24 protein-coding genes are annotated in these 24,041 nt (G+C 65.5%); 18 read left to right on the top strand and 6 right to left on the bottom strand.

Annotation, left to right across the window (positions count from 1 at the left end):
- The first annotated feature begins 22 nt into the window (after positions 1-22).
- The 5 genes from BLR51_RS20625 to BLR51_RS20605 all read left to right on the top strand — a co-directional run bounded on the left by BLR51_RS20625 (position 23) and on the right by BLR51_RS20605 (position 8,236).
- Positions 23-2,803, top strand: a complete 2,781-nt coding sequence (locus BLR51_RS20625; protein ID WP_052453271.1) for an ATP-dependent Clp protease ATP-binding subunit — start codon at positions 23-25, stop codon at positions 2,801-2,803.
- Positions 2,804-2,859: 56 nt separating this feature from the next.
- Complete coding sequence (locus tag BLR51_RS20620; protein ID WP_074743001.1) at positions 2,860-3,444, top strand: NADH dehydrogenase ubiquinone Fe-S protein 4; 585 nt, start codon at positions 2,860-2,862, stop codon at positions 3,442-3,444.
- Positions 3,444-4,589 carry a cation:proton antiporter gene (locus tag BLR51_RS20615; RefSeq protein ID WP_043869997.1) on the top strand — a complete coding sequence of 382 codons (1,146 nt, stop codon included), beginning with the start codon at positions 3,444-3,446 and terminating at the stop codon, positions 4,587-4,589. Before BLR51_RS20620 ends, BLR51_RS20615 begins: the two co-directional genes overlap by 1 nt.
- Positions 4,590-4,913: 324 nt before the next feature.
- Positions 4,914-6,014, top strand: coding sequence for a glycosyltransferase family 4 protein (locus BLR51_RS20610; protein WP_043869996.1), 1,101 nt, complete (start codon positions 4,914-4,916; stop codon positions 6,012-6,014).
- A gap of 17 nt (positions 6,015-6,031) precedes the next feature.
- On the top strand, positions 6,032-8,236 hold the full coding sequence (locus BLR51_RS20605; protein ID WP_043869995.1) for an amylo-alpha-1,6-glucosidase: 2,205 nt from the start codon (positions 6,032-6,034) through the stop codon (positions 8,234-8,236).
- A gap of 42 nt (positions 8,237-8,278) precedes the next feature.
- Here BLR51_RS20605 and BLR51_RS20600 read toward each other — a convergent pair whose 3' ends face one another.
- Complete coding sequence (locus BLR51_RS20600; RefSeq protein WP_043869994.1) at positions 8,279-8,503, bottom strand: hypothetical protein; 225 nt, start codon at positions 8,501-8,503, stop codon at positions 8,279-8,281.
- A 212-nt stretch (positions 8,504-8,715) separates the two neighbouring features.
- On the opposite strand from BLR51_RS20600, the gene BLR51_RS20595 reads away from it, so the two are divergent.
- The 4 genes from BLR51_RS20595 to BLR51_RS20580 all read left to right on the top strand — a co-directional run bounded on the left by BLR51_RS20595 (position 8,716) and on the right by BLR51_RS20580 (position 10,654).
- Positions 8,716-9,213, top strand: a complete 498-nt coding sequence (locus tag BLR51_RS20595) for an Hsp20 family protein (RefSeq protein WP_043869993.1) — start codon at positions 8,716-8,718, stop codon at positions 9,211-9,213.
- An 80-nt stretch (positions 9,214-9,293) separates the two neighbouring features.
- On the top strand, positions 9,294-10,025 hold the full coding sequence (locus BLR51_RS20590; RefSeq protein ID WP_082033237.1) for an NADH dehydrogenase ubiquinone Fe-S protein 4: 732 nt from the start codon (positions 9,294-9,296) through the stop codon (positions 10,023-10,025).
- A complete protein-coding gene (gene rpoZ / locus BLR51_RS20585; RefSeq protein WP_052453270.1) occupies positions 10,022-10,261 on the top strand; it encodes a DNA-directed RNA polymerase subunit omega in 240 nt (79 codons plus the stop codon). The genes BLR51_RS20590 and rpoZ overlap by 4 nt, the downstream gene beginning before the upstream one ends.
- Positions 10,262-10,291: 30 nt before the next feature.
- Complete coding sequence (locus tag BLR51_RS20580) at positions 10,292-10,654, top strand: SPW repeat domain-containing protein (RefSeq protein WP_052453269.1); 363 nt, start codon at positions 10,292-10,294, stop codon at positions 10,652-10,654.
- Between the two features lie 438 nt (positions 10,655-11,092).
- Here the strand turns inward: BLR51_RS20580 and BLR51_RS20575 are convergent, their stop codons facing one another.
- On the bottom strand, positions 11,093-12,163 hold the full coding sequence (locus BLR51_RS20575) for a site-specific integrase (protein ID WP_043869992.1): 1,071 nt from the start codon (positions 12,161-12,163) through the stop codon (positions 11,093-11,095).
- A 119-nt stretch (positions 12,164-12,282) separates the two neighbouring features.
- Here BLR51_RS20575 and dusA point away from each other — a divergent pair, with 119 nt between their 5' ends.
- On the top strand, positions 12,283-13,290 hold the full coding sequence (gene dusA / locus BLR51_RS20570) for a tRNA dihydrouridine(20/20a) synthase DusA (RefSeq protein ID WP_089850535.1): 1,008 nt from the start codon (positions 12,283-12,285) through the stop codon (positions 13,288-13,290).
- A 57-nt stretch (positions 13,291-13,347) separates the two neighbouring features.
- A complete protein-coding gene (locus tag BLR51_RS20565; RefSeq protein WP_089850533.1) occupies positions 13,348-14,169 on the top strand; it encodes a sulfite exporter TauE/SafE family protein in 822 nt (273 codons plus the stop codon).
- A 138-nt stretch (positions 14,170-14,307) separates the two neighbouring features.
- Here the strand turns inward: BLR51_RS20565 and BLR51_RS20560 are convergent, their stop codons facing one another.
- The 3 genes from BLR51_RS20560 to ccmI all read right to left on the bottom strand — a co-directional run bounded on the left by BLR51_RS20560 (position 14,308) and on the right by ccmI (position 16,317).
- On the bottom strand, positions 14,308-14,523 hold the full coding sequence (locus tag BLR51_RS20560; RefSeq protein WP_089850531.1) for a DUF1289 domain-containing protein: 216 nt from the start codon (positions 14,521-14,523) through the stop codon (positions 14,308-14,310).
- Complete coding sequence (gene ruvX / locus BLR51_RS20555; protein WP_089850529.1) at positions 14,520-14,996, bottom strand: Holliday junction resolvase RuvX; 477 nt, start codon at positions 14,994-14,996, stop codon at positions 14,520-14,522. Before ruvX ends, BLR51_RS20560 begins: the two co-directional genes overlap by 4 nt.
- A gap of 97 nt (positions 14,997-15,093) precedes the next feature.
- On the bottom strand, positions 15,094-16,317 hold the full coding sequence (gene ccmI, locus BLR51_RS20550) for a c-type cytochrome biogenesis protein CcmI (protein WP_089850527.1): 1,224 nt from the start codon (positions 16,315-16,317) through the stop codon (positions 15,094-15,096).
- Between the two features lie 178 nt (positions 16,318-16,495).
- Between ccmI and BLR51_RS20545 the strand changes: the two genes are divergently transcribed.
- Positions 16,496-17,740, top strand: a complete 1,245-nt coding sequence (locus tag BLR51_RS20545; protein ID WP_089850525.1) for a sarcosine oxidase subunit beta family protein — start codon at positions 16,496-16,498, stop codon at positions 17,738-17,740.
- A gap of 29 nt (positions 17,741-17,769) precedes the next feature.
- Here the strand turns inward: BLR51_RS20545 and BLR51_RS20540 are convergent, their stop codons facing one another.
- Entirely contained in the window at positions 17,770-18,174 is a 405-nt protein-coding gene (locus BLR51_RS20540) for a hypothetical protein (protein WP_089850523.1), read from the bottom strand.
- A 245-nt stretch (positions 18,175-18,419) separates the two neighbouring features.
- On the opposite strand from BLR51_RS20540, the gene BLR51_RS20535 reads away from it, so the two are divergent.
- The 6 genes from BLR51_RS20535 (at position 18,420) to BLR51_RS20510 (ending at position 24,012) form a co-directional block, all read left to right on the top strand.
- Positions 18,420-18,695: a hypothetical protein gene (locus BLR51_RS20535; protein WP_089850520.1), complete on the top strand. Its 276-nt coding sequence runs from the start codon at positions 18,420-18,422 to the stop codon at positions 18,693-18,695.
- Between the two features lie 69 nt (positions 18,696-18,764).
- On the top strand, positions 18,765-19,091 hold the full coding sequence (locus tag BLR51_RS20530; RefSeq protein WP_089850518.1) for a sarcosine oxidase subunit delta: 327 nt from the start codon (positions 18,765-18,767) through the stop codon (positions 19,089-19,091).
- Between the two features lie 67 nt (positions 19,092-19,158).
- On the top strand, positions 19,159-22,197 hold the full coding sequence (locus tag BLR51_RS20525; protein WP_089850517.1) for a sarcosine oxidase subunit alpha family protein: 3,039 nt from the start codon (positions 19,159-19,161) through the stop codon (positions 22,195-22,197).
- Positions 22,190-22,771, top strand: coding sequence for a sarcosine oxidase subunit gamma (locus tag BLR51_RS20520; RefSeq protein WP_089850515.1), 582 nt, complete (start codon positions 22,190-22,192; stop codon positions 22,769-22,771). Before BLR51_RS20525 ends, BLR51_RS20520 begins: the two co-directional genes overlap by 8 nt.
- A 77-nt stretch (positions 22,772-22,848) precedes the next feature.
- Complete coding sequence (locus tag BLR51_RS20515) at positions 22,849-23,310, top strand: hypothetical protein (protein WP_089850513.1); 462 nt, start codon at positions 22,849-22,851, stop codon at positions 23,308-23,310.
- 102 nt (positions 23,311-23,412) lie between these two features.
- Positions 23,413-24,012 (top strand): superoxide dismutase, encoded by a 600-nt coding sequence (locus tag BLR51_RS20510; protein ID WP_089850511.1) that lies wholly within the window; start codon positions 23,413-23,415, stop codon positions 24,010-24,012.
- The last annotated feature ends 29 nt before the right edge of the window (positions 24,013-24,041 follow it).

Raw genomic sequence — 24,041 nt, 5'->3', positions numbered from 1 at the left:
GGGAGCATGACGGAGGTGAAAAATGGCAAACGGCATCTGTGATATCTGCAAATCCCGACCTGCCAGCTTTCGTGCGCAGGTCTCTGTCAACGGTGAACGCAAGGTGATGGAGCTTTGCGACGAGGACTACCGCAGGATCGCCCGACGGCAAGGGCGTAGCGCATCGCCACTGGAATCGCTTTTCGGAGGGCGCTCGCTCTTCGATGAATTCTTTGGCGATGCCGGTGGCCTTTTCGATCGGCTTGGCGAAGATCAGGGGCAACCCGTCCCTATCCGACAGGCGGGGCGCACCGCGCGGCGCGGCGGCATCAATATCGCTGACCGCCTGAGCGAACAGGCCAACCGGCTTTTGCAGGAGGCGGGCCAGAAGGCGCATGAATTCGGCCGGACCGAGGTTGATACGGAACACCTTCTGCTGGCGCTTACCGGCTCGGATGTTGTCCGCACGGTGCTGGGGCAGGTCAAGATCGACGCCGACGATCTGCGCCGCCAGATCGAGAGCGAAGCGAAGAAGGGCGACGCAACGGGGGAGGACCGTGAGATCGGCGTCAGCCCGCGGGTGAAGGATGCGCTGAACCGCGCCTTCATCGCCTCGAACGAGCTGGGCCATTCCTATGTCGGCCCCGAACACCTTCTGATCGGTCTCGCCGAAGAGGGCGAGGGCGTGGCGTCGAGCATCTTGAACCGGCTGGGCCTGACGCCGCAGGCGCTACGCCAGCAGGTGACAAAGGTCGTCGGTCAGGGGGCCGAGGAAGGCCGCGTCGAAACCCCGTCGAGCACGCCTGATCTGGATGAATACAGCCGCGATTTGACCAAGCTGGCGCGCGAGGGCAGGCTCGACCCGGTGATCGGCCGGGCGCGTGAAATCGAGACGACGATCGAGGTTCTGGCGCGGCGCAAGAAGAACAACCCGGTGCTGATCGGCGAACCGGGTGTCGGCAAGACCGCGATCATCGAGGGGCTGGCGCAGCGCATCGTCGCGGGCGAGGTGCCCGAGGCGCTGCGCGACAAACGGCTGGTCGAACTCAACATCAATTCGATGGTGGCCGGATCGAAATATCGCGGTGAGTTCGAGGAGCGGGTCCAGAAGATCCTCAAGGAGATCGAGGCCAACAAGGCCGACATGATCCTGTTCATCGACGAGATCCACACCATCGTCGGAGCCGGACAGGGCGGCGGCGAAGGCGGGCTCGACATCGCCAATACGTTCAAGCCGGCGCTGGCCCGCGGCGAGCTGAACCTGATCGGCGCGACCACCCTGAACGAGTACCAGAAATACATCGAGAAGGACGCCGCGCTGGAGCGCCGCTTCCAGCCGGTCTATGTCGATGAGCCGACGGTGGCGCAGACGATCATGATCCTGCGCGGACTGCGCGACACGCTGGAAAGCCACCACAAGGTGACGATCACCGACGAGGCCATCGTCGCGGCGGCCGAGCTTTCCGACCGCTACGTCACCGGCCGCTTCATGCCCGATAAGGCCATCGACCTGATCGACCAGGCTGCCGCGCGCGTGAAGATCAGCGCTACCGCGCGTCCCGTCGATGTCCAGGAGCTCGAGGCTGAGGTCGCCCAGATCCGGCGCGAGCAGGACTACGCTGCGGGGAGGAAGCAGTTCGACCGTGCTGCTGAACTCAAGAAAGAGCTTGAAGCCAAACAGGTCGAGCTTGACGAGTTGATGGAAACCTGGAAGCGCGACCGGGCCTCTGCGACGGCTGAAGTGCGCGCCGACCACGTGGCGCAGATCGTCTCGAAACTGACCGGCGTGCCGGTGAGCGAACTGACGACAGAAGAGCGCGAAAAGCTGCTGAAACTCGAGGACAAGTTGCATGAGCGGGTAATCGGCCAGGAAGAGGCCATCCATGCCGTTGCCGATGCCGTGCGACTGGCGCGCGCCGGGCTGCGCGAGGGCTCCGGCCCGACCGCGACCTTCCTGTTCCTCGGCCCGACCGGCGTCGGCAAGACCGAGCTGGCCAAGACTCTGGCGGAGACGATCTTCGGTGATCAGGATGCGATGATCCGCATCGACATGTCCGAATATGGCGAACGTCACGCGGTCGCGCGGCTGGTTGGCGCCCCGCCGGGCTATGTCGGTTACGACGAAGGCGGCCAGCTGACGGAACGGGTCCGGCGCCGGCCCTATTCTGTCGTGCTGCTCGACGAGATCGAGAAGGCGCATGCAGATGTCTATAACATCCTGCTGCAGGTCTTCGACGATGGCCGCCTGACCGACGGCAAGGGCCGCGTGGTGGATTTCACCAACACCATCATTATCGCCACGTCGAACCTCGGCTCCGATATCATCCAGCGCAACCTTCGCAAGCGCGGAACCAAGGAGTTCGACGAGGCAGGGCAGAAGGCCGAACTGATGGACGTGTTGCGTGCCCATTTCCGGCCCGAGTTCATCAACCGGATCGACGAAATCATCGTCTTCCATTCTCTGAACCAGTCGGAAATCCGGCAGATCGTCGAGCTGCAGCTGGCCCGTGTCGCCCGCACGGCGCTGACCCAGGGGGTCGAGCTCGACTATGACGGAAGCGTTGCGGAGCATTTCGGAGCAGTGGGTTTCCGGCCAGAGTTCGGCGCCCGCGAGTTGCGACGGCTAATCCGTTCGGAACTGGAGACTGAGCTCGCCCGCGAGATGCTTTCCGGTCGGATCGAGGACGGCGACAAGGTGCGCGTCGCCTGGACCGCGGATGATCAGAAGATCACGTTCCAAAAGCTGGAGAGCGCAGGAGAAACCGAGACCCCCGAAGTGCCGGGCAAAGCCGATAGCGAAGAGGCTGAGCCCGCCTCTGAATGATGGCCCGCGCACCGGCGGTGACGCCGCCGGTGCCGCAATCCGAAGAGAGGTAAATCATGCTGAAAGGACACAACCGCCCACCGTTTCGACCGAAGATCCCCGGAACTGACCTGACATCTCCAGACGTGCCGACAGCGTTGATCTACAGGCCAGCTCGCTCGTCTCACACCTCCGCTCCAATCAGGCGGCAGCATTGGATACTCGAGTTTGAGACGGCCCGGGCGCCGGTCATCGAGCCTCTTATGGGCTGGACCGCAACCAAAGATCCCTATCGTCCGATCCGCCTGACTTTCCCTGATCTCGACAGCGCCATCGCCTTCGCGGAACGAAACGACTGGCAGTATATCGTGCGCCACGAGCCGGACAAACGTCGATCCGTGCCACCGCGCCGCTTCTGGTGGGAGACAGCGCCAACCAGCAAGGGAGCCGATGCTCCTGGCGCCCACCGCATCGAGACCGGCCACCGACCGAGTTCCCGGCACCGGCTTCACCGAGGCATCGACGCGGCCAGCGTTCGTGATCTATCAGCGGAACTCGCGACGGCTGCAGACCCGGTCTGTGAAGCGAGTGCTGAATCCTTCCCCGCGTCCGACCCACCGGCGTGGATCGGGGCAACTGTCTATGGAAGCGGGCGACGTTGATGCACGCCGACCAGGGGCTGTTGGAGGCCGCCGCGTTGCTCGCCATGATGGCTTTTTGCCATGTCGCGATCTGCGCATGGCTTGGCATCCCCGCACTGGTCGGTTTCCTGCTGTCCGGCATTGTGATCGGGCCGTCCGGTCTGGGGCTCATCGCCGAGGGTGCCACACTGACGCTTATAGGTGAGGTCGGGGTGATCCTGCTTCTCTTTGCGCTTGGTCTGGAATTCTCCCTCGACAAGCTCGTGTCGCTCCGGCGGCTGATCTTCGGACTCGGTCTGACACAGGTGCTCGTAACCGGAGGGTCGGTCACCGCAGGGCTGCTCGTCTTTACCGAGATCGCGCCGGCGGCGGCGGTTCTGATCGCTGGCGCGGTCGCGATGTCGTCGACCGCGCTTTGCCTTAAGGTCCTGGCGGGCGGCGATGCGCTCGGGACGCCCCAGGGACGGGTCGCGATCGCTGTTCTGCTGTTTCAGGATCTGGCGGCCGTCGGCTTTCTGGCCTTTCACGATGTCATCGCCGCGGCAGGAGTCGTGGAAAGCGGGCACGACGTCCTGAAGATGGTCGAGGGCATGGGCGTGCTCGTCGGGGCGCTCTTCATCGCCCGGTCAATGCTTCAGCGGCTTGCCGGATGGGTCGCAACCCAGGGCGAGGCTGAACTCGCACAGCTTCTGGCCCTGACCGTTGCCTTGCTCGCGGCCATTATTGCGCAGGTTGCGGGTCTTTCGCCGGCGCTCGGTGCCTTCGCTGCCGGCATGATGATCGCTGAGGGCGACGCCCGCCAATTCGTTGAACGGGAAATCAGGCCGTTCCGGGATCTGTTCGTCGGGGTGTTCTTCATCGGTATCGGAGCTCAACTCCATATAGGTGCGCTTTGGTCGACATGGCCAATGGTGTTGGCATGGCTTTTTGTGCTCATGGTGGTGAAACTCGCGCTTGTTGTTGCCCTGACCCGCATGTTCGGAGAACAGCTCGAGACTGCGCTTCGCGCGGGCGCCATCCTGGCCCATGGCGGCGAATTCAGCTTGATGCTCATCTCTGTCACGACTGCCTCCGGCCTGTTGCAAGCCAAGATCGCCGACCCTCTGTTCCTTGCGTTGGGGCTGAGCATGCTGATTGGAGCGGTTGTGGTTCGTCGCGCAGCGTGAATGCGGCCAACGCACACTCAGCACCTGCCTGCTTCGCGCCATATTTTTTGCGCGCGGGAGGGGGTTGAAACTCCAAAGTCGATTTCTAACTGAACTTTTCGCAGGGGTTCCCTGCTATCTGACATCGCTGTTTTGCGCAGGAGGTTTTGCCGGGCAAGGCCATCTCGCGTTCCGGAACCATGGTCCGGCGGATGGCAGTGATCTTGTATCACGACTGTCCGAATTCGAGATGCCACATCCGGCGGTCATGCCCAGGCGGGGTGATCGTAGACGACCTTCTCGCATCCATTGTTGAGGCTTCGCTCAGAAGAGGAGGTTTTGCCGATGAAGATCGCACAGATCGCACCGCTGGAAGAAAGTTGCCCGCCGCGTCTCTATGGGGGAACAGAAAGGATCGTCTCCTATCTCACCGAAGAACTGGTCAGGCAGGGCCATGAAGTCACGCTGTTCGCCAGCGGCGACAGCCGGACCAAGGCCCACCTGGTTCCGTGCAGCAAGGAAGCGCTCCGGCTCGATCCGAACGTGAAGAACTCGCTGCCTTGGCATGTCGCCATGCTGGAGGAAGTCCGCTTGCGGGCCGATGAATTCGACGTGCTGCATTTTCACATCGACTTCCTGCACTATCCCATGGCGCGCGCATTCGCCGATCGCATGGTGACGACCATGCACGGCCGGCTCGACGGGCCTGATCTTCGTCCCTTCTATGCGACCTTCCCGAACTATCCGCTCGTTTCGATCTCGGACGACCAGCGCCGTCCGCTGCCCTTCGTGAACTGGGCAGGAACAGTTTATCACGGTCTTCCCAAGACTCTGCTGCCCTTCACCGAACGCCCGAACGGCGACTATCTTGCTTTCCTCGGACGGATTTCGCCGGAGAAACGCCCGGACCGCGCCATCGAAATTGCGGCGCGGGCGGGGATGCCACTGAAAATCGCCGCCAAGATAGGCGATGCGGATCGCAAGTATTGGGAAGAGATCATCGCGCCTATGGTCGACGCCCACGACAATGTCGAGTTCATCGGAGAGATCAACGAGAAGCAAAAGGCCGAATTTCTCGGGAACGCGCGGGCGCTGCTCTTCCCGGTCGACTGGCCCGAACCTTTCGGCTTGGTGATGATCGAGGCCATGGCCTGCGGCACGCCTGTAATCGCATGGGCGAATGGCTCAGTGCCCGAGATCGTGGAGCCAGGGCTGACCGGCTATGTCGTGCACTCGCTGGAGGACGCTGTCGCGGCCGTCAGCAAGCTGGACCGTATCAGCAGAGGAATCGTGCGCGAGACGTTCGAAGAACGCTTCACCGCAGATCGCATGGCGCGCGACTATGTCGAAATCTATCGCGGGCTGCCGGGCGTCGAGGCTGTTACGATGCCGCTCCCGCATATGCTCGGCGGCCATGGGGCCCATGTCCTGCATGCAGCGGAATGAGTGCGAAGGAGAGTAAGATGACCGAGGCGCTGCAACAGACGGCCTTGCGTGCGTCGCAACTGGTCGCGCCGCCGGCGCAATTCTTCATCCCGGCGGCAGCCTCCTTGCAGGAGCGGCGGCCACGAACCCTGAAGCACGGCGATACCTTCGCCGTGTTCGATCACAATGGCGATGTGCTCTCGGGGCCAGGCAGCCCCGAGGGCCTGTTCCATCGCGACACCAGGTATCTCTCGCATTACTATCTGACCATCGGGGGAGAGCGGCCCATGCTGCTCTCGTCCACATTGCGCGACGATAACGCCACGCTGACCTGCGATCTGACGAATCCCGATCTTTATGACGAAACCGGTCGCTGTCTGATTGCGCATGATCGCATCCACATGCGCCGGACGCGGTTTCTCTGGCAGGGCACGTGTTATGAGCGGCTGGCGGTACGCAATTTCGACGAGGCCCCACATGAGATTACCTTGGAAATCGCCTTTGAGGCCGATTTTGCGGATATTTTTGAGGTCCGTGGCCGGGTGCGGGCCCGCCGGGGAACGTCGCTCTTGCCGGAGGTGGATGGCTCGCACGTGCTCTTGTCGTACCGGGGGCTCGACCACAATCCACGTAGCACCGCTCTGCGTTTTGATCCTGCGCCTGCGCAGCTTGAGCCGGGGAAAGCCGTCTATCGTCTGAGCCTCGCCCCCGGCGAAACGCGTTCGCTCTTTATCGAGATCGGCTGCGACGTGAATGGGGCTGAGGATCCTCCGTCGCGCCTGTTTTTCCGCTCGTTGCGGGACGCGCGCCGCGCACTCAGACGTTCTTCTTCCCGCGCAGCCACGGTGCAAAGCTCCAACGAGATATTCAACGAGACCATGCGCCGTTCGGTCTCGGACCTCTACATGCTCATGACCGATACGGAGGAGGGGCCCTATCCCTATGCGGGCGTGCCCTGGTTCAGCACCGTGTTCGGGCGCGATGCTCTGATCACCGCCTGGGAAATGCTCTGGCTCGACCCGGCGGTCGCGCGGGGCGTTTTACTGCATCTTGCGGCCAACCAGGCGACGGAATTCGATCCGGATACCGATGCCGAGCCAGGCAAGATCCTTCATGAAGTGCGTTATGGCGAAATGGCGGAAACCGGCGAAGTTCCGTTCCGGCGCTATTACGGCAGCGTGGATTCGACACCGCTGTTCGTGATGCTCGCCGGGGCGTATTTCGAACGCACCGGCAATCGGGTGGTGCTGGAAACACTCTGGCCGCATGTCTGTGCGGCGCTCGACTGGATCGAGACCTATGGCGATCGGGACGGCGACGGTTTCGTGGAATACGGGAGGCGCAGCGACAAGGGGCTCGCCAACCAGGGGTGGAAGGACAGTCATGATGCGGTGTTTCACGCCGATGGGACGCTGGCCAAGGGGCCGATCGCGCTATGCGAGGTACAGGGCTACGTCTATGCTGCCCGGCTGGCTGCGTCCGAGATCGCACGGGAACTCGGTCATGACGGGATCGCGGAGGAACAGGCGCAAAAGGCCTCGGAATTGAAGTCCCGTTTTGACGCGGCGTTCTGGGACGATGAGCTTGGAACCTATGTGCTCGCCCTCGATGGTGACAAACGGCCCTGCCGAGTACGCAGTTCGAACGCGGGCCATCTGCTCTGGACGGGAATCGTCCCGGAGGAGCGCGCCGAAACGGTCGTTCGAGCCCTGATGGGGCCGTCGTCTTTCTGCGGATGGGGAGTGCGGACCATTGCCGCGGGTCAGGCACGGTACAATCCGATGAGCTATCACAACGGGTCGGTCTGGCCCCATGACAATGCGCTGATCGGGGCGGGGTTGGCGCGCTACGGGTTCCGTGAAGAGGCCGCACGGATTTTCGAGGGCATCTTCTCTGCGGCCACCTATATCGACCTGCGACGGTTGCCGGAGTTGTTCTGCGGCTTCCCGCGCCGCGAGACGCAAGGCCCCACCTTCTATCCGGTGGCCTGTACGCCGCAGGCCTGGGCGGCGGGAGCGCCGCTTTTGCTGCTTCAGGCCTGTCTCGGGCTGCGCTTCGACGCCGAGGCGCGGCAGGTGATCTTCGAGCAACCGATCCTTCCGGAGTTTCTGGGAGAGGTCGTGCTGCGCAATCTCCGCCTTGATGGTGGATCCGTCGATGTGGCTCTGCGCCGGTCTGGCACCCACGTGGTTGCCGATGTTCTGCGTCGCGACGGACCGGTTCGGGTTATTGTGACCACCTGAAGGGACGGGCTGGCGCCATCGTCTGCGCCAGCCCGATTTCTGCTACTGCAGATCATCTTCTTCCTGATCGGCTTCGAGCAATTCGACCAGCCGGGCGACCCGGCCCGATGGGAAGGGGCTATGGGCATCGACCTGCGCCTCGTCCGCCTCGACCCAGGCCTTGGCACAGGCAAGTTCGGAGGCGTCGGCGCCGGTGCGCAGAATATCAGACAGAAGCGTGGGGTCCGTGCCGGGACCCAGGATGCTTTTCACGTCGTTTTCGGTCATGATCTCCTCCTTTCGAATGCTACAAGGAAGCAAGAGAAATATAGGAGAGCTGTTCGTAGAAAAAAGTTTCCGAGCATCCTCTTGAAACCGTAAGGTGCTGTTCCAAATCACTTTATGCAGATCGCCCAGATGGGGATCGGCCATAAAGCGGGACATCGCTCCTGCGGTGCTCCCGATGTCTGTACCCATGTTGCTCAAAGGAGGATATGGCTATGGCAACGACACTTGATTTTGCACCTCTGTTCCGTTCGAGCGTTGGCTTCGACCGTATGCTCGACGCGCTCGAGACAGCCCGTCGAGTGGAGACGCTCGACAACTGGCCGCCTTATGACATCGTCAAGACCGGCGAGGACGACTATCGCATCGACATGGCGGTGGCGGGCTTTGCCGAAGACGATCTGACCCTGACCCAAGACAAGAACATGCTGATCGTGTCGGGCCGCAAGGAGACGCCCGAAGGTGACGGCGGTGTCAGCTATCTCTATCGTGGCATCGCCGGCCGGTCGTTTGAACGTCGGTTCGAACTGGCCGATCACGTCCGGGTCGAAGCGGCCACGCTGTCGAACGGCTTGCTGACCGTCGAGCTCAAGCGCGAGATCCCCGAGGAACTCAAACCGCGTCGGATCGAGATCGCGTCGGCTGAGGCGACCGAGGGTCTCGAGACCAGGCAGCTCGAGACAGCTCCAGAGCCGGAACCGGTCGCGGCCTGAACCAGCTTGGACCCAGAACGGGACGTTCCGGCCGCTCGGGTGGCGGCCGGACGCCCTTCCTGCAATCTGGAGGCTAAGAGATGAACGTGATCAGCGGAGATTTCACAGGACAATCACATGTATCACCCATTCTGAGTCAGGCCGGTTCGCGACCAGACTGGGACTCTTCTCTGCCGGACGATGCGGTCGCCCGGATATGGAAACCGTCGAAATCGGCGATGACCTCGGGGCGCACGCGTACGAAGGGCTGGAAGATGAGCTTTCCACGCCGGACCGGTCCTTGGCTCGAGCCTTTGATGGGCTGGACGGGTGGCGACGACACGATCCAGCAGATAGACCTTAGCTTTCCGACGCTGGAAGCCGCTATTCGCCATGCAAAGCGTCTGGGGGTGGCTTACGAGGTGCATCTGCCGGCAGGCGAAGCCGCGCGCCGTGCCGCCCGGGCACGGGACAGGCAGGCCGGGCTGTGGTCCGATGCCACGCTCTCTCGGCTCGGACTGTCCGAGATGCGGCAAACCTATCGTGACGCGATGGCCGGCGCAAAACGGCGGGGCGATCCGAAAGGCGGCGATGATGGGCGTTCTCCCATTGAAGTTGCTTCGGACGCCAGCCTGTCGTTGGAGGCTCGCCGTTCTATCCTGATGAACTGGGCCTACACGGAGTATCTTCAGGATGTCGCCAGCACCGAAGGCATGCCGGAAAACCAGCGTGCATCGCAGTTTGCCGAGGTTGAACGAGCGCTGTTGGCGCTTGAAGCGGCGGTGGCCGCCGACGGATTGTATCCATCCGTTGAGGAAGGGAGGGCGGCATGAATCCCTTCGTTGCAATTGATGCCCAGCAGGCGGTGCCCGATCGTTTCGCACTGGTCCTCGCCGCGAGCGCCCGCAGCCGGGCGCTGAGGGCCGGGGCAGAACCGCGGGTCGAACCTAAACGGCAAGCAACCGAAGAGCTTGCCTTGGAAGAGATCGCGACCGGTGCGATTTCGCAGGAGGAGCTGTTGCCCTTCCTGCCTGCGCCGGCGCCCAAGCGGCTGGCTCGGCCGCATTGAATCCCTGGTGAAGAGAAAGGAGGTAACACCATGAGCAAGACCTGGACCACGAACTATGACAAGCTTGGCGACGGCATCAGCCTTCTCGCGGGCCTAGCCCTCGCTGGGTTGCCCTTCGTCGTCACGATGACCGATATTGCCTTCTGGAGCGCCCTACTGACAGGAGGACTGATCGCAGTGCTTGCCGCAATTGCGCTTTGGCGACCGCATGAAGGGCTTGACTGGGCGCGTATGGTTGCGGGTGTCTGGGCTGCGATCAGCCCATGGGCTCTCGTAGCCGGCTTCACGCTCAGTATCGCGCTTGCCCATGTGGCCCTCGGCGTGCTCGCGCTGGCCTTTCCCGCCTGGCGGCGCTGGAAGAACGACGGTGGGAATTCTGCTCTGACAGCCTAATTTGGCTACCGGCCCCGCGAACGGGGCCGGTAGTTTCTTACGTTGTTTGAAAGACCAACGAAGTAGTGACGCGTTATCGGGATTTAAACCTCCACCTTCGGAGGGCAGCGCTCAAGAGTGCTGTCGCGTTTCCGCCAAGGCTAAGCTACCGCTCGAAATAGCAATTCCAGACCGCGGGAAATCCCCACAACCATCGCAATTTTCTTAGATACATCTCTAACATCATCTGGCCCCATGGGCCGACCGTCCAGTGGCAAGTTATGATGGGTGCGCCCTCCCGCAACCATCTTTACTTGCTCGGGGCGCAAGTTGTGATCAGATCCTGCCCCCGCAACCAACGATACTTCGATAATTTGAAGGCAGATCGCTTGGAGTGTGGCCTATTTGAGCTTCCTTCAAAGTTTCAGGCTGGGGAACCTTCGGCAAGGCGGGCTGAGCTCAGGCTCTGTCGATTGCGACCTGCATTCCCGGCCAGTTTGCATATTTGTCGCCTGTTTCTCGGATGTGCGTATAGCGTTTCAGGCTAACCCAAGACCTGTGTCCGCTGACCGCCGCGACATGGGGGATGTTCCAACCCATCTCGAACAACCGGGAAATGCCTTCGTGGCGCAGATCGTGGAAGTGCAGATCCTCGATCCCGAGTAGCTTGCAAGCGCGTGTGAAGTTGGTCGTGATCGCGTCCGGGGAGTAGGGGAAGATCTCAGCCTTGCTCTTGCGCATACTGTCGATGACCCGAATGGCCTCCTCAGGCAGATCGACCCAGGTATCGTTTCCGAGTTTTTCGCCGGGATGCTTCATGTCGCGGACCAGGATGCGCTTGTGCTCCTTCTGAAAGTCATCCCAGGTGAGCCGGGTGATCTCTGCCTGTCGGCGCGTCGAGAAGAGAGCGAAAACGATCACCTTGTGCATGGGCATGGCTTGAGGCGTTCTCTGGCGCCGATCAATGAAGTGGGCCAGCAGCCGGTCGAGTTCATCAAGGGTGGGCCTGCGGTTCCGCTGCGCAGAACGGGAGATGATCCCCATGCGGCGCGCGACGGTGATCGCGTCTCTCATCTCCCGGTCATCCAGTCGAAAGTCCCACATCGGTCGGGCTATGGCGAAAATGGAGGCGAGATGGCTCGCGTAGTTCCCGACGGTTTGCGGTTGTCCAGGCAGTGACTGAAGGAACTCGATGATATCCTTCGCCTTGATGGTGGAGCAGGGCAGATCGGCGATCGGGTAGGTGGTGATGGTCCTGAGGACCTGCGCTTTCGTGCGGCCGATGTCCTTCACGGCTTCCTCGGTATAGCGCTCGATCGCTTTGGACAGCGGGGGATCGGATGCGTTCAACTCTTCCAGCGCACCAGGTCTTGCTAGCTCTTTCTCGCGTTTCTTTATCCAGGCGGTCGCAGCTGGACGTCTGTCAAAAGTCTTCGTCTCATGATAGACGGTGCCCTCGCGCATCACTCGTACACGTGCCCTGTAGCTGTTATGTCCATCCTTGCGTTTGCGCGTGGTGATCGAGCCCATGATGGTCTCCCCATTTGGTCCATGGAACTGTATTTGGTCCACAGGACCAAATCCAGTGTCAAAATCGACTGATTTGGTCCATAATGAGCGGAAACGAGACGAGCTGAAGGTGCGCCGAAGTGGCTGAGAAAAAAAGAAAAAAGGAGATATCAACGGCTTCCCGTCTGTCCGTCGCGCCCATGATGGACTGGACGGACCGACACTGCCGGTATCTGCACCGGCTGCTGTCGCATCGGGCGCTGCTGTATACCGAGATGGTGACGGCGCCCGCGCTGGTGCGCGGGGGGGCGGTGCATCTGCTGGATCACGATGCCGCAGAGCAGCCGGTCGCGCTGCAGCTTGGCGGCTCCGATCCGCAGGAACTGGCGCAGGCGGCGCGGCTGGGGCAGGCGGCGGGCTATCCCGAAATCAACCTCAACTGCGGCTGCCCCTCCGACCGGGTGCAGTCGGGCACTTTCGGCGCGGTGCTGATGAAACATCCCGGCCTCGTGGCCGACTGCGTCGCGGCGATGCGCGCGGCGGTGACGGCGGAGGTCACGGTGAAATGCCGCATCGGGGTGGACGATCAGGAGCCGCGCGAGGTGCTGCCCGCGTTTCTGGAGCAGGTGGCGCAGGCGGGCTGCCAGCGGGTCATCATCCATGCGCGCAAGGCTTGGCTGCAGGGGCTCAGCCCCAAGGAAAACCGCGACATTCCGCCGCTTGATTACGCGCTGGTGCTGGAGATGGCGCAGGCCTTTCCGGATCTGCAGATTTCGATCAATGGCGGGGTGCAGAGCCTTGCCGAGGCGGAGACGCTGCTGGCGCAGGGCCTGTCCGGGGTGATGGTGGGCCGCGCCGCCTATCACCAGCCTTGGGACATTCTGGCGGAGGCCGATGCCCGGATCTTCGGCGAGGCCCGCGCGGCCCCCGCGCCCGAGGACGTGGCCCGCGCCATGCTGCCCTATACCGAACGGCATCTGGCTTCGGGCGGAAAGCTCAACCAGATCACCCGCCACATGCTGGGGCTCTTTGCCGGGCGTCCCGGCGCGCGGGGCTGGCGGCGGCTGCTGTCGGAACAGGCGCACCGCCCCGGCGCGGGCCCCGAGGTGGTGGAGGCGGCGCTGGCGCAGCTGGAGCCTGCCGCCTGAGCCTTGCGCCCGCGCGCGGGCGGGGCTAAGCGCAAAAGGCAAAGAGGAGCCCGCCCCATGTTCGATGTCGCAACCCTGCTGCCCCTGCTGGGGCTTTTGATGGTCACCAGCGCCTTTGCGGGCATATTGGCCGGACTTCTGGGCGTGGGAGGGGGCATCGTGCTGGTGCCCGCCTTCCTCTTCACCTTCGAGACGCTGGGCTATGGCAGCCCGTGGCTGATGCAGATCTGCCTTGCCACCTCGCTGGCCACGATCATCGTCACCTCGGCGCGGTCGGTCATGTCGCACAACAAGAAGGGTGCTGTGGACTGGAGCATCCTCAGGACATGGGCGCCCGGAATCGCGGTGGGGGCGCTGATCGGGGTGGCTGCGGCCTCGCGGCTGACCACCACCTTCCTGCAGGCGCTGTTCGGGGTTCTGGCGGTGTGCATCGGGCTCTATTTCGCCTTCGGCAAGCGCGAATGGCGGCTGGCGGACGCGATGCCCACCGGCTGGAAACGGCTGTCGCTGTCGCCGGTGGTGGGCTTCCTGTCGGTGCTGATGGGCATTGGCGGCGGCAGTTTCGGCGTGCCGCTGATGACGCTCTGCGCGGTGCCGATCCATCGCGCCGTGGCCACGGCGGCGGGCTTCGGCCTGCTGATCGCGGTGCCCTCGGTCGCGGCCTTCCTGCTGGTGGAGATCCCCGAGGAGGTGCGCCCGCCGCTGACCTTCGGCGCGGTCAATCTGGGCGCCTTCCTGATCGCCATCTCGATGACGCTGATCACCGCGCCCATGGGTGCAAAGCTGGCCCATTCCATTCAGGACAAGACCCTGCGCCGCGCTTTTGCGGTGTTCATCCTGATCGTGGCCGTCAACATGCTGCGCAAATCGCTGTTCTGATCCCGGGCGCCTGACGGGTCTGGCCTTATGTCGCGCCTTCCGCAGGGAGGCGCGATTTTTATGTGCGAGGCGCCGTGGTCAGAGCCCCTGCGACGGGTCGGCCCGGCTGCCCGGGCCGTGCCGCGCGATGGCGCCGGGTCAGCGGCGGGAAAGCGGCGGGGCGTCCTGCGAGGAGCCCGAAAGCCGGGCGCTGCGGTGCGGCAGGTCGGCGAGGATCGCGCGCTGCGCCCGCGGATCGAGCCTGCCCCATGCCGCGATCTCGTCAAGGCTGCGCAGGCAGCCCCGGCACAGGCCAGAGCCTGCGTCGATGGAGCAGAGCTTGACGCAGGGGCTTTGCGGCGGTGTGTCGGTCATGCGTGATCGCGCAGATGGCGCAGCCGGTCGAGCGCGCCCTGCAGGATGAACGAGGCCGCCACATGGTCGATGAGTTCGGCGCGGCGGCGGCGCGAGGTATCCGCCTCCAGCAGGGCGCGTTCGGCGGCGACGGTGGACAGGCGTTCGTCCCAGTAGGTGATCGGGCCGGGCCAGATCTGCGCGAAATTGCGGGCGAAAGCTCGGGTGGACTGGCAGCGCGGACCTTCGCTGCCATCCATGTTGCGCGGCAGACCCAGCACGATGCCGCCCGCCTCGCGCCCGCGCAGGAGGGCCAGCAGCGCCTCGGCATCAAGGGTGAATTTCTTGCGGCGGATGGTTTCCAGCGGCGTGGCCACGGTCAGCAGCCGGTCCGACAGCGCGACGCCAATGGTCTTGGTGCCCAGATCGAGCCCCGCGATGCCGGTGAAAGGCGGCAGGGCTGTCGCAAATTCGGTGATGTCCTCGTGGATCATGGCCGGGCTCCGGCGGCACGGGAGGCGGGGGGGCGCTGCCCCCCGCGCGCGTTCCGCGCGCCCCCCCCGGGATATTTGCAGCCGATGGATGCCATGGTCATTCCGCCACCCCCGCCGCTTCGGCGCCCGCGCGCACGGTGGCCAGCGCTTCGGGGCGGGTGGCGAAGACGGCCTGCGCCTCGGCCCAGATGGCGCGGGCGCGGTCTGTGTCGCCCAAGACCCCCAGCGCCGACAGCAGCCGCGCCCATTCCTGCGGCGTGCCGCCCTGCGCCGCCAGCCGGTCGGAGAGCTGGCTGACCATGCCTTCGACCATGAGCTGACGGTCTTCCTCCGACATCCCGGCGGCGGCGTCCATATCTTCGGCGCTGGGGCCGGGCAGCGGGGCGGTGACGGGGGGCTGGTAATTGCTGACCCCGGCGCGTGCCGCCATTTCGGGGATCTGATCCATCACCGCAGGCACCCAAGGGTCGTCAGGGGCGCTGTCGCGCAGCAGCGCGTCCCAGAGCCGGAAGGCGGCGTCGGGCCGCCCGGTCTGGGCCATCATCAGCCCGCCGTAATAGCGCGCGACGCCATTGCCGGGATCGCGGCGCAGGGTTTCGTCCAGCACCGCCTCGGCCTCGGGCGAGACATAGCCGCCCGCCGCCAGCACCAGCATGTCGGCCAGATCGGCGTAATCCTCCGGGGAGGCGCTGTCGCCCTTCAGGTCGATCACCCGCTGCTGCGCCTCGGCGGCGGCGCGGTAATTGCCAAGCGCCGCTTCGGAACGGGCCAGCAGCACATGGCCCTGCACCTCGCCGGGGCGGTCGGCCACGGCACCGCGCAGCCGCTCCACCAGCGCGAGATATTCGGGCGGCGCCTCGGCGGGGGGCGCGGCGGGCAGCGCGGCCTCGGCCTCGGACTGGCTGGGGCGGGTCTCGCGCAGCTCGCGCGCCATGGCGATGCGCTGCGCCAGCGCCTGATCGGGATAGCCCGGCGCGCCAAGGCTGCGGTAAAGCGCCAGCGCGGCCCCCACCAGCACCAGCGTCATGACCCCTGCCGCGATCCAGCCTGATGGGCCGCCGGTCCGGGCGGCGGTGGCGGAGGGGCGGCGGCTGTCGGTGGCGAGGATGCGGCGCGACACTTCGGCGCGCAGCCGCTCGGCCTCTTCGGGGCCGATGGTGCCGCGGGTGCGGTCGCGGTCGATTTCGGCCAGCTGGTCGCGATAGACCCTCAGATCATGGCTTTCGGCGGAGGCAGGCTCGGGCCGCCCGCGCAGCAGGGCCGCCGCCAGAGCAGCGGCAACCACCAGCGCCGCAGCGCCACAGAGGATCCAGAACAGCATCGCATGACCTCCCTTGTCTGTGCCTTCCTGTACAGCCCCGGGCGGCTGGACAAAAGAGCCGGAAGCCGGGCCATCTGACGCATGTCGCAACTGTGCGGAATTGTGACGGTTGCGGATGCGGGGCCCGCGTGGTGCAGTCGTAGGAGAGTGCAGCACGTCAGACGCGGATTCGAGGACCATGACACGATATTCGGCCTTTGCCATCGCCCGTGAAGCGGCCCGGTACCACAGCGGATGGACCCGCGCCTGGCGCAAGCCCGAGCCCAAGCCGCGTTACGACGTGGTGATCGTGGGCGGCGGCGGCCACGGGCTCGCCACCGCCTATTACCTGGGCAAGAATTTCGGCATCACCAATGTCGCCATCGTGGAAAAGGGCTGGCTCGGCGGCGGCAACACGGGGCGCAACACCACGATCATCCGGTCGAACTATCTGCAGGATCCCTCTGCCGCGATCTACGAGAAGGCGCGCAGCCTCTATGAGACGCTGAGTCAGGATCTGAATTACAACGTGATGTTCAGCCCGCGCGGGCTGATGATGCTGGCCCAGACCGAACATGAACTGCGCGGCTACCAGCGCACGGTGCATGCCAACCGCCTGCAGGGCGTCGAGACCGAGATGATCGGCCCGCGCGAGATCAAGCGGCTTTGCCCGATCATGAACGTGGACGGGCCGCGCTATCCGGTGCTGGGCGCGCTCTGGCAGGCGCGCGGCGGCACGGCGCGGCATGACGCGGTGGCCTGGGGCTATGCGCGGGCCTGTTCCGACATGGGCATGGACATCCTGCAGAACACCGAGGTGACGGCGATCCGCTCCGAAGGTGGGCGGGTGCGCGGCATCGCCACCACGCGCGGCGAGATCGGCTGCGACAGGCTGGGCGTGGTGGTGGCGGGCCATTCCGGCGTTCTGGCCGAAATGGCGGGCTTCCGTCTGCCCATCGAAAGCGTGGCGCTGCAGGCGCTGGTCTCTGAACCGATCAAGCCCTGCATGGATGTGGTGGTGATGGCCAACACCGTGCATGGCTACATGAGCCAGTCCGACAAGGGCGAGATGGTGATCGGCGGCGGCACCGACGGCTTTGTGAACTACACGCAGCGCGGCAGCTTCCACCATATCGAGGAGACGGTGCGCGCGCTGATCGAGACCTTCCCGATGATCTCGCGGCTGAAGATGCTGCGGCAGTGGGGCGGCATCGTCGACGTCACCGGCGACCGCTCGCCCATCCTGTCAAAGACCCCGCTGGAGGGCTGTTTCTTCAACTGCGGCTGGGGCACCGGCGGGTTCAAGGCGATCCCCGGATCCGGCTGGGGCTTTGCCGAACTGATGGCCAAGGGCGCCTCGCCGCTCTGCGCGGAATTCGGGCTCGACCGGTTCCGCGAGGGCCGCTTCATCGACGAATCCGTGGCGGCAGGGGTGGCGCATTGACCGCAGCCCGCCATTTTTCCGGGCCTAAGTCAGGCGCGCGGTCCCGGCAGGCGGGGCAGCGGCGCGGGCAGGCCCATCAGCCCGGCCAGCGCGCCGTGGCCGTCGTTGCAGGGCGGGTGCCAGCTCTGGATGAATTCCTGCGCGATCTGCGCGCGTTCCGACGGGCGGGCCAGCGCCACGGCGCCCACCGTGTCGAACCCCAGCGCCGCCACCCGCGCCAGAAGCCCGCTCTGCCGGTCCTGCGCGATCTGGCGGCCAAGTGCCGCTGTGGCGCCCACATGCAGGATCTGCGCCTGCACGGCGCGGCCCGCGGGCAGGCGCAGATACAGATAGACCGCGCCTTCCTCGGCAAAGGGCGTGTCCGGGGTGAACAGCTCCACCGGAAAACGGCGCCCGCGATGGCTGGTGAAGGTCAGGATGATCTGTCGGCTCATACAAACGCCTTGCTCTGGGGACTGGGAAAACCCGACCCGTATCTGGACGCCTCGTGGTTAATAACCGGTTATGGATTGGCCGGGGTGACCCGGCGTGACCCGGGCCTGCGCCGCAAATTCAGGCAGGCCGCAGGGGGGTCTGCCGGGTTTCCGGGCAGGTTTGACGCACAGGGCGCAAAAGCAGGGAACCTCTGCCGCCTTTCGCAGGTTTCTGGTCCGCACCGTTCCGGAACAGAGGATGCCGCATGCCTGATCCCGCCCGCCCCGATCCGCACCGGACCCGCCGCCCGCCGCGGCGCCGCTCCCTGCTTGGCAGCGGCGTCCAGAGCCTGCTGGCCTTCGGCGCAGGCGTGGCGATCGTGGTCATTGCCGTCCTCATCTGGTCCCTGCTGGAGGCCGGATCGGGATCCGGCGTCACGCTTGATGACAGCACCGGCGACGGGCAGCGCGACCTCTCCGGTCCCGCGCGCGCCGCGCAGAACGCCGCCCGCGCCGTCGAGGGCCTGCTGGGCGGCGGCTGAGGCCGCGGCGCCGCGGCCTTTCCTTTCCTGTTCCGGCGCCCCGCGCCCTTCAACCAAGGGAGCGGCGCCATGCTGATCCTCACCTGTCCCTGCTGCGGTCTTCAGGCTGCGGAAATCGAACTTGCGCCCGGCGGCGAGGCGCATCTGCGCCGCGAGGGGCCCGGCGCCCCCGATGCCGCGCTCGAGAACTACCTTTTCAACCGGGACAACCCGCGCGGCTTGGTGCTGGAACGCTGGCGCCATGCCTATGGCTGCGGCAAGTGGTTCCTCGCGGCCCGCGATTCCGTGACCATGGAAGTCTATGGCACCTACCGTGCCCAGACCTCCGCCCCGCCGCCCCAGATCATCGACCGCATCCGGCAGCGCCATCCCGACTGGGGGCAGGGCGCGTCATGATGTTTCATCTTGCCCAGAAAACTCCCGCCGGAGGCTCCGGCGCATCCACATTCCCGAGGGTCAAGACATGAGCCTGCGCCTTTCCACCGGCGGCCGCTTTACCGACAGATCGCGCGAGATCCGCTTCAGCTTCGACGGCACCACCCTGACCGGTCATCCCGGCGACACGCTGGCCTCGGCCCTGCTGGCCAATGACCGCCTGCTCGTGGGCCGCAGCTTCAAATACCACCGCCCGCGCGGCATCGTGGCCTCGGGCGCCGAGGAGCCGAACGCGCTGGTCGGGCTGGGACAGGGGCCGCGGTTCGAGCCGAACCAGCGCGCCACCACCACCGAGCTTTTCGACGGGCTGGTGGCGGAAAGCCAGAACCGCTGGCCCAGTCTTGACCGCGACATTGGTGCGGTGAACGTGGCGCTGTCGCGGTTCCTGCCGGCGGGTTTCTACTACAAGACCTTCCTCTGGCCGCGCGCCTTCTGGAAACATGTCTACGAGCCGGTGATCCGCCGCGCCGCAGGACTTGGCCGCGCGCCCCATCCCGAAAGCCGCGATGCCGACAGCTATGAACATTTCCACGTCTTCACCGACGTGCTGGTGATCGGCGGCGGTGTTGCGGGGCTGATGGCGGCCAAATCCGCCGCTGCCACCGGCGCCGAGGTGCTGCTGATCGAACAGAGCCCGCATTGGGGCGGGCGCGCCCCGGTTGATGGCGGGACCATCGAGGGCGAGGCGCCCGAGGCATGGGTTCACCGCACGCTGGCGGAACTGGACGCACTGCCCAACCTGCGCCGCGTGGCGCGGCTGATGGGGGCCGGGGTGCATGACCACGGCTATGTGCTGGGCTATGAACGGCTGACCGATCACGCGCCGGGCCAGCCCGGCCCGCGCCACCGGCTGTGGCGCATCCGCGCCCGCCAGATCGTCACCGCCACCGGCGCCATCGAACGCCCGCTCAGCTTTGCGGGCAATGACCTGCCCGGCGTCATGCTGGCCTCTGCCATGCGCGATTACGTGGTGAATTACGGCGTGGCCCCCGGCCAGCGCACCGTGATCGTCACCAACAACGATGACGGCTACCGCACCGCGCTGGCGCTGCACCGCGCCGGGCTCGACGTGCCCGCGATCCTTGATGCCCGGCCCATGGGCGGCGGGGCGCTCGCCGCCGAGGCGCGCGAGGCCGGTCTGCGGATCGAGCCGGGCCGTGCCGTGGCCAAGGTGCTGGGCGGCAAGCGCGTCACCGGTGTGGCGACCTGTCTCGCCGAGGGCACCGGCGCCGTGCTGGAAGAGATCGCCTGCGACGCGGTCGCCATGGCGGGCGGCTGGTCGCCGGTCGTGCATCTGTGGTCGCATTGCGGCGGCAAGCTGACATGGGATGCGGCGGGGGCGTTCTTCCGTCCCGATCCCGCCCGCCCCGCCACGGGCGCCGATGGGGCGGCCATGGTCCATGCGGCGGGTGCCGCCAATGGCGAGCTGCACCTGAGCACCCTGCTGCAGGATGCCGCCACCGCTGGGAAAAATGCCGCCGCCGCCTGCGGCTTCACCGCCGCCGACATCTCCGTGCCGCAGGGCGAGGATACCCCCGAGGCGCCGCTCGATCCGATCTGGATCATGCCGCGCAAGGCCACGCCCGACCTGCGGATGAAGGCCTTCCTTGATTACCAGAACGACGTGAAGCTGTCGGATGTGCAGCTGGCCGCCCGCGAAGGCTATGAAAGCGTGGAACATGCCAAGCGCTACACCACGCTCGGCATGGCGACGGATCAGGGCAAGCTCAGCAACATCAACGGTCTGGCCGTGCTGTCGGACACGCTGGGACAGGCGATCCCGCAGGTGGGCACCACCACCTTCCGCCCGCCCTATACGCCCATCTCCATGGGCGCCATCGCGGGCGAGGCGCGCGGCGAGATCTTCCAGCCGCTGCGCCGCACCCCGCTGCACAGCTGGCACGAGGCCAATGGCGCCGACTGGGAACCGGTGGGCCAGTGGCGCCGCCCCTATTGCTACCGCCGCACCGGCGAGGACCGGCACGCCGCCGTCGCCCGTGAAGTGACCGCCGCCCGCACCAGCCTTGGGCTGCTCGACGCCTCGACGCTGGGCAAGATCGTGGTCAAGGGCCCGGATGCGGGCCGCTTCCTCGACATGCTCTACACCAACATGATGAGCACGCTGCCGGTGGGCAAATGCCGCTACGGGCTGATGTGTTCGGAAAACGGCTTCCTGATCGACGATGGCGTGGTGGCGCGTCTGGCCGAGGACACGTGGCTCTGCCACACCACCACCGGCGGCGCCGACCGGATCCATGCGCATATGGAAGACTGGCTGCAATGCGAATGGTGGGACTGGCAGGTCTATACCGCCAATGTCACCGAAGAATTTGCGCAGATCGCCGTGGTCGGCCCCAAGGCGCGCGCGCTTCTGGAAAAGCTGGGCGGCATGGATGTCTCGCGCGAGGCGCTGCCCTTCATGACATGGGCCGAAGGCACGCTGGGCGGCTTCCCGGTGCGGGTGTTCCGCATCTCCTTCTCGGGCGAGCTGTCCTATGAAGTGGCGCTGCCCGCCAATCTGGGCCGCGCCTTCTGGGACCGGCTGCTGAAAGAGGGCGCCCAATGGCAGCCCACCCACTATGGCACCGAGGCGCTGCACGTGCTGCGCGCCGAAAAGGGCTTCATCATGATCGGCGATGAAACCGACGGCACGGTGATCCCGCAGGATCTGGGGCTGGGCTGGGCGATCTCGAAGAAGAAGGCCGATTATCTGGGCAAGCGCGCGCAGGAGCGCAGCTTCATGGCCAGCCCCGAACGCTGGCAGCTGGTCGGGCTGGAAACGCTGGACGGATCGGTGCTGCCCACCGGCGCGCTGGCGCTGGCGCCGGGCAAGAACGCCAATGGCCAGCGCAACACCCAAGGCCGGGTCACCTCGTCCTACCGCTCGCCCACGCTGGGCCGGGGCATCGCGATGGGTCTGGTCCGCCACGGTCCCGACCGCATGGGCGAGGAACTGGTCTTCACCACCGAGGATTACGACGCCGCCGACGAGGCCGCCACCACCGTCAAGGCCCGCATCGTGAGCCCGGTCTTTTACGATCCCGAAGGGAAGAAGAACGATGTCTGATGGTCCCTTTCCCGCCCTGCCGCTGCAGGGCGCCCGGTTCGAAGGCGCGGTGCTGGTCGAGGAACTGGCCCCCGGCGGGCAGGTGTCGATCCGGGGCGATCTGGCCGACACCACCTTTGCCGAGGCGGTGACGGCACAGGCGGGCTGCGCGATGCCCGGCATCTGGCAGATCTCCGGCACGCCGGAGCGCGGGCTGCTGTGGATGTCGCCCGACGAGCTGCTGCTGCTGCTGCCCCGCGCCGAGGCGGCAGAAGCGGCGCGCGCCCTGCAGGCGCGGCTTGATGCGGCGGCGGTGCATGCGCTGGTGCTGGACGTGTCCGATGCCCGCGCCCGGTTCCGCCTGACCGGCCCGCATCTGCGCGAGGTGATGGCGCGGCTGACACCCGCCGACATGGCGCCCGGCGCCTTTCCGGTGGGCCACCTGCGCCGCACCCGGCTGGCACAGGTGGCGGCGGCGGTGGTGCATGTGGCCGAAGGTGACATGCAGGTGCTGTGCTTCCGGTCGGTGGCGGATTACACCTTCCGGCTGCTGTCGGGGGCGGCGGCCCCCGGCGCGGAACTTGCCTATTTCTGAGCGGATGCGCATTGCGCCGCCGCGCGGGCCCGCCTAGCCTTGGCCTCAGGCGGGCACGAGCAGAAAAGGGCGCGACCATGACCAGAACCAAGGCCGCGCTTGCGGCGCTGCTGCTGTGCGTCACCACGGCAGGGGGCGCCGCAGCACAGCAGACCGGCAGCCCCCGGCCCGGAGAGGCGCCTTTGGGCATCCTGTGCCAGCTCAAGGTGCCGCGCAGCCAGAACTGGGTGCCCGAGGTCGTGTTCATCGGCCATGATCCGGCGCAGGCTCTGGTGATCATCTCGGATTCGGTGGGGCTTGCCTATAACAGCGGCCAGCCGGTGGCGGGGCGCGTTGCCGTGCTCAACAGCCGCCGCGTGACCTATGCCTGGGATTTTCCGGTGCGCGATGCGGCGGGAAATCAGGCGCGGCGGATGCTATACCGCGCCACGATCCAGCTGCGCGACGGCTCGGTGCAGATCTCTGCCTCGCCCGGCGGCTATGACAACCGCTTCATCGCCTCCGGGCGCTGCCAGTGGTCGCCGCTCGAAGCCGAGTAAGGCGGCGGTCATCGCACCCGTCCCGGGGGAACGGCGCTTGACCTTGCGGCCCCGTGGCCTAGGAATGAGACGGAACTCACCGACAGGCGAAAGGAAACGCATATGTCCTTCGAACTTCCCGATCTCCCCTATGCCCATGATGCGCTCGCGTCCAAAGGCATGTCGCAGGAGACGCTGGAATATCACCACGACCTGCACCACAACACCTATGTCACCACGCTGAACAAGCTGGTCGACGGCACCGAATGGGCAGGCAAGAGCCTTGAGGACATCGTCAAGGGCACCTACCAGCCCGACGCGGTGGCCCAGAACGGCATCTTCAACAACGCCTCGCAGCACTGGAACCACAGCCAGTTCTGGGAAATGATGGGCCCGGGCGACAACTCGATCCCGTCCGAACTGGAAGCGGCGCTGAAGGACAGCTTCGGCTCCATCGACAAGTTCAAGGAAGATTTTGCCGCCGCCGGTGCGGGCCAGTTCGGCTCGGGCTGGGCATGGCTGGTGAAGGGCGCCGATGGCGGCCTGAAGATCACCAAGACCGAAAACGGCGTGAACCCGCTCTGCTTCGGCCAGACCGCGCTGCTGGGCTGCGACGTGTGGGAGCATTCCTACTACATCGACTTCCGCAACAAGCGCCCCGCCTATCTGGCGAACTTCCTCGACAATCTGGTGAACTGGGAAAACGTGGCCTCGCGCCTCTGATCTCCGTCTCCGGACAGCACAGAACTCCC

Origin of the sequence: Salipiger marinus, from assembly GCF_900100085.1 — a bacterium.
Taxonomy (GTDB): Bacteria; Pseudomonadota; Alphaproteobacteria; order Rhodobacterales; family Rhodobacteraceae; genus Salipiger; species Salipiger marinus.
The sequence above is the reverse complement of the archived record's forward strand: the minus strand, read 5'-3'. Positions and strand labels throughout refer to the sequence as shown.

Bases quoted from the DNA above. Each gene is read 5' to 3' on its own strand.
- ruvX (WP_089850529.1), bottom strand. From the start codon at position 14,996: ATGATCCACGAGGACATCACCGAATTTGCGACAGCCCTGCCGCCTTTC.
- BLR51_RS20535 (WP_089850520.1), top strand. From the start codon at position 18,420: ATGCCTGATCCCGCCCGCCCCGATCCGCACCGGACCCGCCGCCCGCCG.
- BLR51_RS20595 (WP_043869993.1), top strand. From the start codon at position 8,716: ATGGCAACGACACTTGATTTTGCACCTCTGTTCCGTTCGAGCGTTGGC.
- BLR51_RS20510 (WP_089850511.1), top strand. From the start codon at position 23,413: ATGTCCTTCGAACTTCCCGATCTCCCCTATGCCCATGATGCGCTCGCG.
- BLR51_RS20590 (WP_082033237.1), top strand. From the start codon at position 9,294: ATGAACGTGATCAGCGGAGATTTCACAGGACAATCACATGTATCACCC.
- BLR51_RS20530 (WP_089850518.1), top strand. From the start codon at position 18,765: ATGCTGATCCTCACCTGTCCCTGCTGCGGTCTTCAGGCTGCGGAAATC.
- BLR51_RS20620 (WP_074743001.1), top strand. From the start codon at position 2,860: ATGCTGAAAGGACACAACCGCCCACCGTTTCGACCGAAGATCCCCGGA.
- ccmI (WP_089850527.1), bottom strand. From the start codon at position 16,317: ATGCTGTTCTGGATCCTCTGTGGCGCTGCGGCGCTGGTGGTTGCCGCT.
- BLR51_RS20540 (WP_089850523.1), bottom strand. From the start codon at position 18,174: ATGAGCCGACAGATCATCCTGACCTTCACCAGCCATCGCGGGCGCCGT.
- BLR51_RS20580 (WP_052453269.1), top strand. From the start codon at position 10,292: ATGAGCAAGACCTGGACCACGAACTATGACAAGCTTGGCGACGGCATC.
- BLR51_RS20525 (WP_089850517.1), top strand. From the start codon at position 19,159: ATGAGCCTGCGCCTTTCCACCGGCGGCCGCTTTACCGACAGATCGCGC.
- BLR51_RS20605 (WP_043869995.1), top strand. From the start codon at position 6,032: ATGACCGAGGCGCTGCAACAGACGGCCTTGCGTGCGTCGCAACTGGTC.
- BLR51_RS20520 (WP_089850515.1), top strand. From the start codon at position 22,190: ATGTCTGATGGTCCCTTTCCCGCCCTGCCGCTGCAGGGCGCCCGGTTC.
- rpoZ (WP_052453270.1), top strand. From the start codon at position 10,022: ATGAATCCCTTCGTTGCAATTGATGCCCAGCAGGCGGTGCCCGATCGT.
- BLR51_RS20545 (WP_089850525.1), top strand. From the start codon at position 16,496: ATGACACGATATTCGGCCTTTGCCATCGCCCGTGAAGCGGCCCGGTAC.
- BLR51_RS20615 (WP_043869997.1), top strand. From the start codon at position 3,444: ATGCACGCCGACCAGGGGCTGTTGGAGGCCGCCGCGTTGCTCGCCATG.
- BLR51_RS20560 (WP_089850531.1), bottom strand. From the start codon at position 14,523: ATGACCGACACACCGCCGCAAAGCCCCTGCGTCAAGCTCTGCTCCATC.
- BLR51_RS20625 (WP_052453271.1), top strand. From the start codon at position 23: ATGGCAAACGGCATCTGTGATATCTGCAAATCCCGACCTGCCAGCTTT.
- BLR51_RS20610 (WP_043869996.1), top strand. From the start codon at position 4,914: ATGAAGATCGCACAGATCGCACCGCTGGAAGAAAGTTGCCCGCCGCGT.
- BLR51_RS20515 (WP_089850513.1), top strand. From the start codon at position 22,849: ATGACCAGAACCAAGGCCGCGCTTGCGGCGCTGCTGCTGTGCGTCACC.
- BLR51_RS20575 (WP_043869992.1), bottom strand. From the start codon at position 12,163: ATGGGCTCGATCACCACGCGCAAACGCAAGGATGGACATAACAGCTAC.
- BLR51_RS20600 (WP_043869994.1), bottom strand. From the start codon at position 8,503: ATGACCGAAAACGACGTGAAAAGCATCCTGGGTCCCGGCACGGACCCC.
- BLR51_RS20565 (WP_089850533.1), top strand. From the start codon at position 13,348: ATGTTCGATGTCGCAACCCTGCTGCCCCTGCTGGGGCTTTTGATGGTC.